This is a genomic window from Pseudomonas sp. TH34, assembly GCF_016650865.1.
Taxonomy (GTDB): Bacteria; Pseudomonadota; Gammaproteobacteria; order Pseudomonadales; family Pseudomonadaceae; genus Aquipseudomonas; species Aquipseudomonas yamanorum.
The window spans coordinates 1-14,324 of record NZ_JAEKFB010000009.1; the positions used below are offsets into that span (position 1 = coordinate 1).

Below are 14,324 nucleotides of genomic sequence, written 5' to 3' on the forward strand. Positions count from 1 at the left end.
CAGAAGCAGACGTTCGGGCTAGGGATAATTGCCGGCAAAAAATGAACAGTCCAGTATGTCAAAACAGCACGGGTGGACTCGACGAGCAGTCAAGTGCATAGATCTATCCGTAACACCTGACTTATAAATCAGCCGCAATGCGTAGCGCGGAATGAGAGGTGAATGGCTTTCAGTCATGGAAAACTATTTCGCTTAAAGCGAAAAATATCTTGACGGAACCTCATCCCAAGAATAGTCTGCACAGGCGGTAGGGAGATTTACTCGTAGATGTGGGGGCTTCGGCCCTGTGGAGGTTGAACCTCTGACCCTTCCCCACGCGCTCCGAAGCCTCAGCGTCACAGGTCTCGGGTCGCGAAGGGATACTGCTTCCGCGCGAGCCGGAAGCAGGTGCTCAGAAGGGGGGAAATGTGTTGCTTGCTCCAATTTTCAGTCCAGTTGCACGCGAGACCTCTCAATTCGAGGGGGCAACGAGGACATAAAGATGAAAATTGATAAACCCGCCAAGCGACGCCCGGCAGTTAAGACACGATGCAAGGTCAGATGGTTAAAGGTGATTTTTGGTGCTGTACGTTGGATCGGATTGGCCTTCACTCTGATCGACAGGCACTGGCCTAAAATATCGGAAAGCATTCGTGAAATGTTCTGACTGTCTTACCCCCGCTGTTGTCACTTTTTAGAGGAAACGATAATGCTGAACCAGGCGCTACGCTTGATTCGAACATACCACGACATGTCTCAGACAGAACTCTGCAAAGAGCTTGAGATATCAAACTCGCACCTGTCAGAATTAGAATCAGGTAAAAAGCAACCTTCGATTGAGCTGCTTACTAAATATAGCAAGTATTTTGATATCCCGCTTTCATCCATTTTGTTTTTCTCCGAAAACATGGACGATCCAAAGCCTACTACAAGGTTGAGGTCGAGCGTCGCAAAAAAAGTGATTCATCTTTTGGAATGGATGGAAAACAAAAATGAAGCTAAGACGAGAAAAGAAACCCAAAAAAGAGCGTAAATCATACGATATTTCTCAGAGTGCATTGTATAACACTTCGTCCAAAGCAAAACTGGCAGCCATTTTTTCTACAGATATTCAGGAAGTGATTCGATGTATCGGGGACTACAGGCGTTTTGAACTGATTCCGGAGTTGGATCCTTTTAAATTGGGAAAGCCGCCCAAGGTTCGACAGGTGCAAAAGCCAGCACCTAAACTTCTTGCAATCCATGAACGAATTCTAAGGCTCCTTCGCTGCGTACAAGTACCTAAATATATGCAGTTCGCACTGAAAGGCACGTCCTACAAAAATAATGCAGAAATGCATTTGTTAGGAAGGTGTGTGGCAACGTTGGATATTCGCAATTTTTTTGGCTCGACATCTAAGTCTAAAGTGTTCAATTTTTTCAATGGGCCACTGAAGGCTCCAGGCGACGTGGCCAGTTTATATGCTGACCTAACGACCTTTGATGATTGCCTCCCAACAGGGAGCCCGCTTAGTCCATTGCTTTCATTTTATGCCAATAAGGCACTTTTCGATGATTTGAATATCATTGCCACCGAACACGGGCTGACTTTCACATGCTACGTAGACGACCTGACGTTTTCAGGCGAGAGTATTAGCCGAAGGTATTTGTGGCAGATCGAAAATACCATTCGCCAATACGGTCATGTAGTTGCATCCAGAAAAACTAGGCTTTTCAAGGATGGAATACCAAAGCACATCACAGGTGTTGTTGTCCATGAAGGTAGCATTCGGGTGCCGAACGTACGGTATAGGAAGATGAGGTTAATCAAAGAGGCAATTCACGGTAGCGGAAAAAATCATGGACTGACCCGAAAAGAACTTGAATACAAACTTGGTGGTTTGCTTGGAGAGGCAGCCTACCTTGATCCGAGTAACTTGCCTGCAGCGATCGAGTTCGGTAAGACTTCGCACAAGAACTTTTTGAAGACAATCACCAGTGTGCAAGAATATTTAGAGCCACCAAAACCGAACGCCACAGACGAAAAATTTCATCCACCTTGGCATGAGCAAGAGTTAATCACCATGCTCCTCCCAGAACACGCTAATGACGGAAACGAGGCAGATTAATTTTGCTCAAGTCGGATGTCCCGTATCAGTAAATATCGGTCTCCTCAGTTTGGGCGATACATTCCCAAGATGAATTGCCCCATGTATCGGTCATAAAAATCATAGTGATCTGGATCATAGTGATCGCTATGTTCGATATAACTTCTGATTTTTATATCAAAGCTATCATTCCATTCTTCGCTCAACGCTTCCTCTAACTGATTATCCGTCAAAATCGGGGCTTCGTCGTGTGGATGCATATAGTCAACATACCACATAAAAGTTCCGCCTTTGTCATTAAAGTAAACACTGCGAAGCCTCATAAAGTGCTTTTCTGGAAAGGCAAAGCGCTCGAGCAAATCAAGTTTATCAACGATGTTTGATAGATACATTTGGCAGCTTGAGCCAATACGGTTGGTTATATGAAAATAATACCCTCTATAATTTGCCGTCCAATGATTTGGTCTCTCGCTTGCAAATATCTGCCATCCGGAGGCGCTACGAGGGAAGAAGCGTTGCGCGATATTCCACTGTTGAGCAGTTTTCAATCTCCGCTCTAGCTCAATCGAATCCCAGTAGGTGGCTATTACTGGGGAGTGATTGGATTGTGTAATGCGTTCTAGCCTAGTGACAACGGAAGAAGAGGGTTGTGTCGAGGTTATCAGTACATATCCATCACATTCATGCTGGGCGCAGCTTGTTACAATATCGTCCAAATCGGCGACACCTACGCTAGCGCCGGATACTGCTTTATGTTTGCATTGAATTAGCCATTTTTTTGAGGTCTGCATGAAAATGCTATTCGTTTCTTCAATGCAAACTAGATCTCTACCACCATCTGGCCCACGTCCACTCCAGTAGACTTTGTACCCTATGCTGAAAAGCAACTCTCTAACCAAGAGCTCAAGATCTTGTCCATCATTAGAAAGCTCAGTAAAATCAAGCATTTTAGAAAAGTCCTAAGGTAGTAGATTGTCCCGGTTAGCTTAAAACATTTTTACCTGCATTTAAGTGGTAATTGCAATCAAATAATACAACGTTTTTTCGGTGCCATCTTGAGTGGTTGCTTTCAGTTGCTTTTGGCCGAAAATTTTCGATAGATGTGCCATTCCCGCCGGACAGCTTGGCTTGCCCTCCATCCATTGATAATGTCTCGTATTTTTGAAAACGAGGAATTGAGAATGTCAGAAAATTCGCTAAGCAAAATCGAAAAAATCCATCTCGGGTCTCAGATCTTGGCACAAGCTATGACGATCATCGCTGCGATCGTAGTGGCGGTATGGGGCTACTACTCCACCGTGTATGTGAAAAAAGAAAAGGAAGTCACAGAATATACACTGAAGGAAATGGATCAGAGGACGACACAAAAACCACATATCCAGGTGAAGGTCGAATCAACGGTTCAGCCACTGATGGATGGACAAAACCTGCTTCAAGTAAAGGTGATACTTTCTAACCTTGGCAACAAGGAAAGCAAAGTTACCTTTGACGATGATGCCTTGACACTGATACCGGTTGCCTTTGCAAATGGGAAACCGCTTTACCAGAAACCGATTAATCTTCTTTCTGGTCGGTACGCAGGAACCCTCAACCGCGCACCTCTACGATTTGTGAATGTTGGAGCAGGTGAGAGCTACGAGATCACGTTCGTACGGAACCTCGAAAATCCAGGTATTTATCTAATCCACTTCCTCGCCCTCAACGGTATAGAGCCCTCTCCAGAGGACTTTTTGATCACAGGTGGCGTGCCATACAAGTACTCCGTTGGCGCAGACCAATACTTGGTTGTGAAATAAGTAGAGCCTTTCCCCTCATCTAGCCAACGTTTTTGACCGAATTTTGTCGTTTGTCAGTGCCCGATTTTGGCCAAAAGAAGCCTGCTATGATGGGCGGGCAGGAGATATCCCTGGCCGACACTTGCCGATCTCGGATTGGCTGTGTCGGCGCGGGTAGTTTCTTAAGATTTGAGTAGGAATTTTTACCTCGTCGGAACCCAAAGCATACAGTGCGAAACGTTATGGCGGAATCGTGGTTAGAGGGTGCAATTTGAGTGGCCGATTAAGTACCTGTTGTATCCAGCAATCCTAGCCGCTTAGCTTCCAGATGTGACATGTATTTTATGGGCTGAAATTCAACTGAGAAGTTAGACTTGCTCCGAGAACCTTGGAATAACTGGACGTGTTCATTTTGTCCTGCTAGAACTAACGCGATGATCTCAATCGCAGTGCGGGGCATGTCTGGGCCGAAGTAGATGCCGGTGAGTGCTTCGGAAGGATACCGATACGCCGTGCCGGCTTGGCTATGAATAGAACGCCACTCGTGCTCGTAAGCCCAATCAATCGCTTTGGTACAATAGAGATCGGAGACAGGGTCGGAGTCTTCACCGCACAGGATCGGAACGATGTCGAGAATAGGCATGTCTTCTGTGTAGCGGACCTTCTTAATCTTATGAAATGGATCGGCCAAGGTTGAAAACTGCAGGCAAAAACCTTTGCAATGATCCCCATAGTGGGACCACATCAACAAGTTGTCCTTCTTCTCTGAAAAGCAGCTGACCCCACGTTGTGACAGAAACCTTTTGATCATGTCATCTAAGGTTTTTTGACCTATGCGAAGGAGCATATCCCGAAGCACAGCAGGAGATGCCTGCTCGAACTCTCGCCGAATCCCATTTTCTATTTTTGGCTTCGATAAGTAATGGATTCGCAGTTTCTCAACATCGGCGTCAGTTGGCTCCTTGATGCGCGGTGAAAGCGCGCAATCGTAAGGGTCATTGAAAGCGAGCGGGGAACCGAAATAGATTAATTGGTCTTTCAGGTTCTGAAGCGACTGTGCGGTAAAGCGCTCGTACTTGTAGAGGTGCAGCGGCGATGACATGGGCTCTAATTCCTAGATAAAAACCTGACGCTACTGTTTCGCCGTCAGTCTGTCCACTGGCCGTTGCTGGCCGTCAGCGACCGCTTGCGAACGTCCGCTTCTGGCCGATAGCAGCCGGTCGTTCCGTAAGCTGCACGCCATCTGTTGAGCTGGCAGTATCGGCCCGAGAGGGGGAGATCAAGGTTGATCCAGACGCGCCCATTTGCATGTGAAACAGCAGGATCAGTCATGTGATTGCCCTTATCGGCTCGTACTGCCCGCCTTCAATCGTCAATTGGCCTGGTTCCAACCGGGACGTGCTTAACCACCATTAGCCCGGTTGAACTGCCAATGCGTGGAACGACCCGCTATGCCGGTAAGTCTACCTGTATCTACTCATGGGTAAGGTACAGTGCAATGGATAAGACAATCACCGTCGATCAACTAGAGACAACCGACCTTGGATCAATCAACGAAATATGGCTTGGCGAGACGCATACCCAGCTATGCCTATGGCGTGGCGAACAAGTCTTCACCCACGAGATGATGAGCGAGGGCACCCACGATCAGAATGTCCAACGCCTGTGCTTGCAGTTGGTCAACCCTGACGATCAAACCGCCGTAGCCAGTGTCGAGGTAATTGTGCGCGAACGGCTGAAAAAAATGGGGAAGGAGGGCGAGTTTTACCCCGCAGAGGAGGCTGATACTCATCAATAAGAAGAGGGGTATCGGTCATTCAGGGGAGTTGATCCAAGGCCTGTTGTCGCTTGGAGGCGTATCTTTCGATGAGGATCCTGGATCGCTTAGATGACTCACTCAATTCAGCAACTCCATGGAGCAGCCAACGGGTTATGGATATCGAATTTCGCGGTAGTGGCATGCGTGATAACCCGTCTGTGGGTACATGAATCGCCCCTGATTTCATAGGCGCGTTATGGATTCAACCGGTTTGTGCAGCCATCCAGGTCAAAAAACGATGGAGCTGAGTCGTAAACTTCTTCGGCTTGGCATCCGGGTTCCTTGCCTGGGACAAGAAAAAAGAGATCTGCATCCTCATACTCGGGTAATGCTGAACAAACTGCTCTACCAGCTCTTCCAGTGTTTGCGGCCACATCAGGTCCTGTTCAGAGCGAAGCACTTGAGTTGACCGGATGAGTTTGCGCGAAGCTTCGCGCTGCAAGCGTAGCGATTGCGTCGGTATGGTCGCCTGGTCGATAAGGTCGGCATACCGGGTCAGTACGGATTCAAAGTCACCATTCACGGCAATGGCGATATCGCGCGACGGCTTGAACCGGTCGAAGCGATTGGTCAGATCATTGCCCCATAAGCAACGACAGTGATGCTTGAGCCAATACCCCCAGCTCAATCGATTGTCAGGTGCCAATACCTCAGCACGACTACCGATATCGAAATCGATCTTGGTGACTTCGGCATGCCGACTTTCCAGCGTGCGCCTTTTCGACTCCAGCATTTCCAGATCCTGCGACGTAGGAGGACTGTGCAGAATAAGGGTTAGGTCAAGGTCGGAAACCCCCGGCACGGCGTCGCCTCTAGCGACACTGCCATAAATATAAATCCCGTCCAGCACAGGTTCCGGCTGCGCGAGCGTCATGCAAACGTCCGTCAGCAAAGCCTGAAACTGTGGCTGCATCTCGACGTTGGACACGGTGAGGATATAACCGTCCGCATCAATGCCACGAGGTTGGAGTCGTTCCATGAAGCCGTCCGTGAGTGGTGCTCAGTGAAAATCGGGGTCAAACCCCATCAAGACGTGCGCCGGCCTTCCAGGCTGGAAAACACATACATACCCGCCAGCATCGCCACTACGAAGATGAGAACTTGCCAGTGCCCGGTAAACAGAAGGGCGACCGCAGGCCCAGGGCAGATACCGGCAATTCCCCAGCCAATACCGAACACCACGCTGCCTCCTATCAAGCGCAGGTCCAACTCCCGGTTAACAGGTAACTGCATGGGGGCCGCGAGCAAAGATCGTTTGTGCTTGCGCGCCCAATTCATAGGGACAACTGCCACGGCGATGGCCCCGACCATCACCAAGGCGAGTGACGGGTCCTAGGCCCCCGCCACGTCAAGAAACGCCAACACCTTGGCGGGGTTGGCCATGCCGGCCAAGAGCAGGCCCAGGCCAAAGATCAGCCCGGCGAGAAATGCGCTCAACTTGGTCATCAGCTTCAAACCCCCAGCACATGGCGGATGAGGTACACCGTTGCAAAGCCCGCGGTCATAAAGCACATGGTCGCCACCAGGGAGCGGGGTGACAATCGAGAGATCCCACACACGCCGTGACCACTGGTACAGCCGGAGCCGTACCGGGTTCCCAAGCCAACGAGCAACCCCGCCATCACCAAGGCCGGCCACTGTGCCGTGATCTCGATCTGTGGCAAGACGCTAAACAGCCCCCACAGCAATGGCGCAATCACCAGGCCAAGCAGAAACAACGCTTTCTCGCCCCAGCCCTCACTGCCAAACCGCATCACGCTACCCAGCAAGCCGCTGATACCTGCGACTCGGCCATTCGCGAGAACAAACACGCTGACGGACAGCCCGATCAAGGCGCCTCCGCCTAATGAAGCCCAAGGCGTGAAGTTGATCCAATCAATGCTCATTTTGCAGTTCCTGCACAGGAGAGTGGGTGAGGGCTGTTGATCAGCGAACCATCATAACCATCCGCGCGGGTCGGGGTCTGTGCAAGTCAGATTTTGCTGCCGCCCCCATGGAATGGTGAAGCCCTGCTTCCAGTACTAAAGGAGGTGGCAATGCCCGCTAAAGGACCATTTCGGTCTGACGCCATAGGTTTAGGCTCAGCTTTGTGATCGTTAACGATGACAACAAGACGCGCCGCATCACCTGCGAGATGAGTAGAAAACCTCACTGACTCCCGTGTCTCCATAATAAAAAGAGGATTTATCATGAGTAGCACCTTCTTCATTCCCTCCGTGAACATGATGGGCATTGGCAGCCTCGACGAGGCGATGCTCGCAATCCGCAAGTACGGATTCCGCAAAGCCTTGATCGTCACCGATGCCGGCCTGGCCAAAGCCGGCGTGGCGGCCAAGGTCGCTGGCCTGTTGGCCCAGCAAGACATCGACTCCACCCTGTTTGATGGCGCCAAACCGAATCCGACCGTCAGCAACGTGGAGAAGGGCCTTGAATTGCTGGCCCGCAGCGACTGTGATTTCATTATTTCCCTGGGCGGCGGTTCCCCCCATGACTGCGCCAAGGGCATTGCCCTGTGCGCCGCCAACGGCGGGCACATCAGTGATTACGAAGGCGTCGACCAATCTGCCAAGCCACAAATGCCCCTGATCGCCATCAACACCACCGCCGGCACGGCGAGTGAAATGACGCGTTTCTGCATCATCACCGACGAAGTTCGCCACGTGAAAATGGCCATCGTCGACCGCAACGTCACGCCCCTGTTATCCGTCAACGACCCTTCGCTGATGGCCGCCATGCCCAAAGGCCTGACCGCCGCCACCGGCATGGACGCACTGACCCACGCCGTCGAAGCCTACGTGTCGACCGCGGCCACACCGATCACCGATGCCTGCGCACTCAAAGCCATCGAACTGATCTCGGCCAACCTGCGCACCGCCGTTGCCCAGGGTGACAACATGACCGCCCGGGAAAACATGGCCTACGCGCAATTTCTTGCCGGCATGGCCTTCAACAATGCTTCGCTGGGGTATGTACACGCCATGGCGCACCAACTGGGCGGGTTCTACGACCTGCCTCACGGCGTGTGCAACGCGATCCTGCTGCCCCATGTGTCGAGCTTCAACGCCAGCGTATGCCCGGCCCGGTTTAAGGATATCGCCCATGCGATGGGGGTTGAGACTCAGCAGCTGGATGCGGAGAAGGGTGCGGCGGCGGCTATCACGGCCATCCGTAAACTGTCTGCGGATGTGGGGATTCCGAGTGGGCTCGTCGAACTGGGTGTGAAGGGTGACGATATTCCGACCCTGGCAGCCAATGCGATGAAAGATGCCTGCGGTTTTACCAATCCGCGTCCTGCCAATCAGGATGAGATCGAGCAGATTTTTCATACAGCGATGTGATTGATGTGAAGTGATGCTGGAGAGAACGCCCCGCCTTTGGTTGAAGTGCGGGGTGTTTTGGTTTTGCTCACCGATAGGGTGGAAGTGGCTCACTGGCTTGGCCGGAAGCGGTCTGTCATGAATAGCTACTGGCGGCCAGGAGCGACCGGTGACAACGTTCTACTTAAGCATGTGCTACTCGCTTATGTGTTCTAGCCGTTTCAACTATGAATACTTAAGTAGAGATCGACACCGATGGTTTACGCTCCGGAACAGGCATACCGCGTACGTCTATCCATGGTCGTGCCAGCACGCATGTCTACGCAGCTGGCTTAAGTGAAACCTCCGCGCCAGGAGGGCACAGAGGGGATCGGAATGGGCTGGAACTGAGCATCCTCCAGTAAGTAGAGCGCCGTGCTGGCGGCCTTCGAGAAACAACTTGAACATGCGGCGTTCTGATAGGCGCTGCGCAAGAGCTAACGCAACTCAGACTGAACGCTGAGCGATTGCCAGTAATATCCCGAAGCTCACGAGTAGGCCTCCAAAAATTCGGTCAATCCATTGTCTTGCAGCCAACAATTTCTCGCGCACCATCCCGGCCGAAAAGCACAGCGCGACGAGACTGAACCACACCGTGTGCGCCCCAGCGATGGAAAGCCCATATGCAATTTGCACTGTCAAGGCAGTGTCCGGTCGTACTACACCCATGAACAGACTAACGATGAAGATCGACGTTTTCGGATTCAACGCATTCGTGAGAAATCCCGTACGCAGAGCTGCAAAATCTGATATGGCCGGTGGCGGTGCGTCCAGCGGTTCAATAGCCGGCTTAGAACGAAGCATTTTGATGCCTAGGTAGACGAGATACGCAGCTCCAGCCAGCTTCAGCGCATTGAACAACCAAGGCGATTGTTGAAGCACTAACCCTAGTCCGAGCAGCGTATAGCAGAGGTGGACAAGCACCCCCAAACCAATACCCACAGCGGTGAGGACGCCCGCCCGTCGAGACAGTAGCAATCCGTTGCGAGAAACCATGGCGAAATCCGGCCCGGGACTGATACATGCGAGTATCGTAATGGTGATTACTACTATCCATTCGCTCATGCGGCACTCTTCGAATTAATGGTGGTATAAAGCTATTTTTACAGACCATACGCACTGGCAATAACGATGATTTCTGAAGGTAATAGTGACTACAGCTCATCAACCTCCGAGACACGCACGCCTTCTCTGCTCGCGTTGCGTTGCTTCGAATCAGCCGGAAGGTTCGAAAACTTCGCCCGTGCAGCTGACGAACTGCATCTGACACCAGGTGCTATAAGCCGAGCAGTGCGCTTGCTTGAAGAGGATCTGGGTGTTGAACTGTTCGAGCGGCGTAGCCGAAGGGTTTTTTTAACGGACGCCGGAAGACACCTGGCGAAAGCAGTTAGTGAAGGGCTTGGATTGATGAACCAGGCGGTTCGCGAGATACGCACCGACGCCCGTCGTGCTCGTCAGCTTGTGCTGTCCTGCGAGCCAACGCTGTTAATGCGATGGCTGATCCCTCGTTGGAGCGACTTCCAAGCACCTCATCGAGGGATAGACATTCATTTAGTGGCCGGAGGCGGCGTCTTTTCATTCGACCATGGCATAGATTTAGCCATTCGGCGGGACGATTTTCCTCGCCCCTCCGGTTATCATGCTGAGACCCTATTCCCAGAGAAGATCGGCCCTGTCTGTCGGCCAGAAAAGGCAGATCAGTGGTTCGGCAAAAGCAGGAAAAGTCTGCGCTCCACAGCCCCGCTGCTTCAGACTACTAGCCGACCTACGGCTTGGCAGGAGTGGGCTAATGCAAAAGGACTGCCCGTTACTGCCACGGAGATGCAATCTTTTGAGCACTTTTATTTCAGCATCCAAGCGGCTGTCGCAGGCCTCGGGGTGGCAATTGGCCCATGGCACTTAGTGCGCGACGATATTCAGAGCGGCGTGTTAGTTGCACCATTAGGATTTGTTGAAGACGGCTCACACTACTGCCTGTTGTCTCCCACAGCCCCTAAGCCAGGCAGTCTGGAAATGGATTTACTTAATTGGTTGCAGGCAGTGGGCTGAGGCTTGTCGATCTTCAGTTTCATCCACTACAAATCAGACCAGTAAGGCTGCAGGCCTTTCTGACGAACAGCCCGTCCCACTTGCACAAGAAAAACACGAAGTCCGATGACGCCTAGCTTGAACGCATCGAGCCGAGGCAGAGCGACGTACGTTGTTGCTTCAGGGCTATGAACTGTTTTTCGTGAAACCGAGTCAGTCGCCACGGCTGGATAAACGAGGAGAAAATGCTTGGGGTTCTGATGGTATAGAACCGCGCAGTGGCTCGATTGAGGCTTATCGCGTGGCAGAAATCCGATGGCTGCCTTTCGCAATGGGCAGTAAACGGCCAGATGCGGTCGCTCATGATCGTTCTGCACCTTGTAAAAGGTCGCTTGTTACAAACCCAACCGCGCAATGATCGCAGTAAAACCCACCAACTATCCATTTTCGCTGAGCCGCTGCAGATGCCTGCAACGCCTCGGCGACTGATCTATTGAGCTAGTGAGCAGCCCGGACTACATCCAGCCTCAGCTACAAGGCACCTCCCGATCCATCAGCTTGCCCATCAACAGCACCCCCAACTCACTCAGTTGGTGAATAGCCAACGCCACATCACGGTCTTTCCCGCTCAGTTCGTCCGACAGATCAAGCAGCAACGCGCTGACCGAGGCAAAGGTTTCATAGCTATTGGTGATCAGACTTTCACTGCTGGCATCAGCAGCCACACTGAACAGCGCACCCGACGGCGGGGTGGTTTTGGCGGAGGAGGGATTGAGATAGTGATCCAAGGCACGGTGCGCGGCTTGGTTGAGTTTCAAATCGGGAGTTCCCGGAGGATTTGGCGTTACCTTGAACATCGTTAAGTTCCTTGCTCGGGCTTCCACCCCGTTGCTACTAAACGAGGGGGTGGCAGCTGTACGCAGGTTAGTAGACCGGGGGAACCTAACAAAAACCGGCGCGCCCGAGGGCGCCCTACGCACAGCCACCATCAAGCACAGACAATGACGTCCGACAGATGAAGCTCATGCACACGTTAGGTTGAACCTCGGGCTACTAAACCCGATCACTGAGTTTTCAGCGACCGAGCAACCTTAGAGACGCCCACCCAGGTGCACAAGCCGGCGGATTCTGACGCAACTGTAGGCAATGGAGCAAGGCGCCGTGCTCACTGCCTCAAGCCACGGGACTGAAATCCATCAGTCCCGTTTTTCTTTCTCAAGCCGGTTGCGCCGCCAGGCTATTACTCACCTTGCGCCCCAACACCAGTACCGTCACAAACCCAGCGCCCACCAACGCGGTCGCCAAACTCAACAGCACCGAAGTGCCCATCTTGTCGACGATCTGCCCGCCAAAGAACGAGCCCACGGCAATGATCACCTGGAACAACGCCACGAACAGCGGCATGCCACGTTCCACATCCTTGGGTGCAACCACGAACATCCAGATGCTTGCGCACGCCGGGAAGGCGCCGAAGGCGAAGCCCCACAGTGCGATCAGCATCACGGCGCCGCTCATGCCGGTGGCGAAGTAGGGGAACAGGGCGGTGCTGGTGCCGATCATCAGGGCCACCAGCAGCAGGGTGTGGCGCACGCTGCGGTTGGCGGCGAAGCCGGCGAAGACGTTGCCCATTACGCCGGCCACGCCGTAGAGCAGCAGCAGGGAGCCAATGGTCGGGCCGTCGAAGCCGGAGCTGTTTTTGAAGAACGGGGCGACGTAGGTGTAGGCGGCAAAGTGCGCCAGGCCGATCAGCAGCACGGCGATCAAGCCGACCCGGGCTTGTGGGTTGATGAACAGGGCCGGCAGGTCGCTGATGCGAATGGCTTTTTCCGGTTCGAGGCGGGGCAGCAGGAACATCTGCGCCAGCAGTACCGGGATGCCCACCAGCGCGGTGACGAGGAAGGTCATGCGCCAGCCCATCAGGCCGCTCAGCCAGGTGCCGACGGGCACGCCGAGGACGGTGGCCAGGGTCACGCCCATCATGATGATCGAGGTGGCTTTCGCTACGCCGACGCCCTTGGGCGCCAGGCGGCCGCTGAGGGCGATGGCCGTGGCCCAGAAGCCGCCGATGCTGATGCCCAGCAATACGCGGCCGAACAGCAGCAGGCTGAAGTCGCTGGCGTAGGCCACCACCATGTTGGCGATGATCATGATCAGGGTCAGGCCGATCAGCAGGTAGCGGCGGTCCATGGCGCCAATGCCCACCGACAGCAGCGGGGCGGCGAGGGCGGCCATGATGCCGGGCAGGGTGACCATCAGGCCGGCGTGGCCGGCGCTGATGCCGAGGTCGGCGGCGACGTCATTGAGTACGCCTACTGGCAGGAATTCGCTGGTGACCAGGGCGAAGGCGCCCACGGCAACCGAGAGAATCGCCAGCCACTGCTGCAGGACGGTTTGTTGATTATGTTCGGGGAGGCCGCTAGGGGCCCGGCTTGCGCTTGGCATGGTGTCGGGTTCCGGGAGGATATTTCGCCTGAGGACAGACGGGAGGGGGAAAGTGGAGGCGATTATAGGAATGGGTTTTGGTTAGCCAATAGGCGACCGGTTCGATAGTAATCATCAACCTCATCGATTAGACGCTCAGAGGTGCGCGCAGGAAGTGAGTACGGGAAGCTGGTTTATGGACAGAATGATGGCTAAATAGTATTATTTTGCGTTCTGAGCGATAGCGTTGCACGTAATCAGCTACGGTCATTTCCTTCATCAAAAAAATAAGCCCACTTTCCGTTCGTAAAAATACGGGATTTTCTTATAGGGCTTGGATTTTTTGTTGAGGTTTTTCGCGGTATTTAAAAGCGCGTCACATAGTATTGTGCGCCGATTGGAGAGGTTGGCTAATGGAGTTGCTAAGTAGAAGCCTGTCGTTTGAGTTGACGGTATTTTTGGCGGTTTTTGGGTTTCCGTGTTTATTTTTTTGGTGTTGTGTTGTTTGCGGAATGCGCAAGCCAAGCCACAAGAGTAAAGCAATCAGTAAGACGCTGTTTTTTAAGAGTTCACTCTATAGATACTGTTTTAGACAGCACCGCTTTGTGCTTGTAAAAGTTATAACGTTTGCACTTGCATTTTTATTTCCGCTGATATTGATTAAGTTGTTTTTTAATGTGGTTTTTGATCTCTCTGAAACATTGCCAGGCTGGTCGTTGATAGCAGTCACGGCACTGTCTATGCTGCTGTTAATTTCTATGGGCCGGCAAGGTTTAACCGTTGCGCTGGATAAGCGGCTTTCCTTGAGTTGGACAGAAATGATAGCCTTGCCATCCACTTGACTCAAAGAAAAATCAGG

The 14,324-nt window shown here is 52.5% G+C and carries 15 protein-coding genes and 1 pseudogene; 8 read left to right on the forward strand and 8 right to left on the reverse strand.

The features are described from left to right. Nucleotides 1-481 precede the first annotated feature (481 nt). Genes JFU58_RS04695 through JFU58_RS04705 form a run of 3 tightly spaced genes read left to right on the forward strand, consistent with a single transcriptional unit; the run spans nucleotide 482 to nucleotide 2,087 of the window. Nucleotides 482-646, forward strand: coding sequence for a hypothetical protein (locus JFU58_RS04695; RefSeq protein ID WP_201139957.1), 165 nt, complete (start codon nucleotides 482-484; stop codon nucleotides 644-646). Nucleotides 647-688: 42 nt separating this feature from the next. Continuing rightward, nucleotides 689-1,012, forward strand: coding sequence for a helix-turn-helix transcriptional regulator (locus JFU58_RS04700; RefSeq protein ID WP_201139958.1), 324 nt, complete (start codon nucleotides 689-691; stop codon nucleotides 1,010-1,012). Further along, nucleotides 972-2,087 carry a reverse transcriptase family protein gene (locus tag JFU58_RS04705; RefSeq protein WP_201139959.1) on the forward strand — a complete coding sequence of 372 codons (1,116 nt, stop codon included), beginning with the start codon at nucleotides 972-974 and terminating at the stop codon, nucleotides 2,085-2,087. The genes JFU58_RS04700 and JFU58_RS04705 overlap by 41 nt, the downstream gene beginning before the upstream one ends. Before the next feature lie 44 nt (nucleotides 2,088-2,131). Here the strand turns inward: JFU58_RS04705 and JFU58_RS04710 are convergent, their stop codons facing one another. Beyond that, the gene (locus JFU58_RS04710; RefSeq protein WP_201139960.1) at nucleotides 2,132-3,013 is read right to left on the reverse strand and encodes a restriction endonuclease; all 882 of its coding nucleotides are present in this window, start codon (nucleotides 3,011-3,013) and stop codon (nucleotides 2,132-2,134) included. A gap of 234 nt (nucleotides 3,014-3,247) precedes the next feature. On the opposite strand from JFU58_RS04710, the gene JFU58_RS04715 reads away from it, so the two are divergent. Further along, entirely contained in the window at nucleotides 3,248-3,862 is a 615-nt protein-coding gene (locus JFU58_RS04715) for a hypothetical protein (RefSeq protein WP_201139961.1), read from the forward strand. A 262-nt stretch (nucleotides 3,863-4,124) separates the two neighbouring features. Here the strand turns inward: JFU58_RS04715 and JFU58_RS04720 are convergent, their stop codons facing one another. Next, nucleotides 4,125-4,943 carry a DUF2971 domain-containing protein gene (locus JFU58_RS04720; protein WP_201139962.1) on the reverse strand — a complete coding sequence of 273 codons (819 nt, stop codon included), beginning with the start codon at nucleotides 4,941-4,943 and terminating at the stop codon, nucleotides 4,125-4,127. Nucleotides 4,944-5,339: 396 nt separating this feature from the next. On the opposite strand from JFU58_RS04720, the gene JFU58_RS04725 reads away from it, so the two are divergent. Further along, nucleotides 5,340-5,639, forward strand: a complete 300-nt coding sequence (locus tag JFU58_RS04725; RefSeq protein ID WP_017475289.1) for a hypothetical protein — start codon at nucleotides 5,340-5,342, stop codon at nucleotides 5,637-5,639. A gap of 223 nt (nucleotides 5,640-5,862) precedes the next feature. Here the strand turns inward: JFU58_RS04725 and JFU58_RS04730 are convergent, their stop codons facing one another. The 3 genes and pseudogenes from JFU58_RS04730 to JFU58_RS04740 all read right to left on the reverse strand — a co-directional run bounded on the left by JFU58_RS04730 (nucleotide 5,863) and on the right by JFU58_RS04740 (nucleotide 7,546). Beyond that, the gene (locus JFU58_RS04730) at nucleotides 5,863-6,639 is read right to left on the reverse strand and encodes a nucleotidyltransferase domain-containing protein (protein WP_201139963.1); all 777 of its coding nucleotides are present in this window, start codon (nucleotides 6,637-6,639) and stop codon (nucleotides 5,863-5,865) included. 47 nt (nucleotides 6,640-6,686) lie between these two features. Then, nucleotides 6,687-7,106, reverse strand: a pseudogene (locus JFU58_RS04735) (DUF6691 family protein). Between the two features lie 5 nt (nucleotides 7,107-7,111). Further along, the gene (locus tag JFU58_RS04740; RefSeq protein ID WP_201139964.1) at nucleotides 7,112-7,546 is read right to left on the reverse strand and encodes a YeeE/YedE family protein; all 435 of its coding nucleotides are present in this window, start codon (nucleotides 7,544-7,546) and stop codon (nucleotides 7,112-7,114) included. Nucleotides 7,547-7,849: 303 nt separating this feature from the next. Between JFU58_RS04740 and yiaY the strand changes: the two genes are divergently transcribed. Beyond that, nucleotides 7,850-8,998 (forward strand): L-threonine dehydrogenase, encoded by a 1,149-nt coding sequence (gene yiaY / locus JFU58_RS04745; RefSeq protein WP_201139965.1) that lies wholly within the window; start codon nucleotides 7,850-7,852, stop codon nucleotides 8,996-8,998. A 465-nt stretch (nucleotides 8,999-9,463) separates the two neighbouring features. On the opposite strand, the gene JFU58_RS04750 is transcribed toward yiaY, so the two are convergent. Then, on the reverse strand, nucleotides 9,464-10,081 hold the full coding sequence (locus JFU58_RS04750; RefSeq protein WP_201139966.1) for a LysE family translocator: 618 nt from the start codon (nucleotides 10,079-10,081) through the stop codon (nucleotides 9,464-9,466). A gap of 66 nt (nucleotides 10,082-10,147) precedes the next feature. On the opposite strand from JFU58_RS04750, the gene JFU58_RS04755 reads away from it, so the two are divergent. Further along, entirely contained in the window at nucleotides 10,148-11,065 is a 918-nt protein-coding gene (locus JFU58_RS04755) for a LysR family transcriptional regulator (RefSeq protein WP_201139967.1), read from the forward strand. A 506-nt stretch (nucleotides 11,066-11,571) separates the two neighbouring features. Here the strand turns inward: JFU58_RS04755 and JFU58_RS04760 are convergent. Next, a complete protein-coding gene (locus JFU58_RS04760) occupies nucleotides 11,572-11,901 on the reverse strand; it encodes a DUF6124 family protein (protein ID WP_177020115.1) in 330 nt (109 codons plus the stop codon). A 358-nt stretch (nucleotides 11,902-12,259) separates the two neighbouring features. Then, a complete protein-coding gene (locus tag JFU58_RS04765; RefSeq protein WP_017475280.1) occupies nucleotides 12,260-13,486 on the reverse strand; it encodes an MFS transporter in 1,227 nt (408 codons plus the stop codon). A 392-nt stretch (nucleotides 13,487-13,878) separates the two neighbouring features. On the opposite strand from JFU58_RS04765, the gene JFU58_RS04770 reads away from it, so the two are divergent. Next, nucleotides 13,879-14,307 carry a hypothetical protein gene (locus tag JFU58_RS04770; protein WP_201139968.1) on the forward strand — a complete coding sequence of 143 codons (429 nt, stop codon included), beginning with the start codon at nucleotides 13,879-13,881 and terminating at the stop codon, nucleotides 14,305-14,307. Nucleotides 14,308-14,324: the final 17 nt, after the last annotated feature.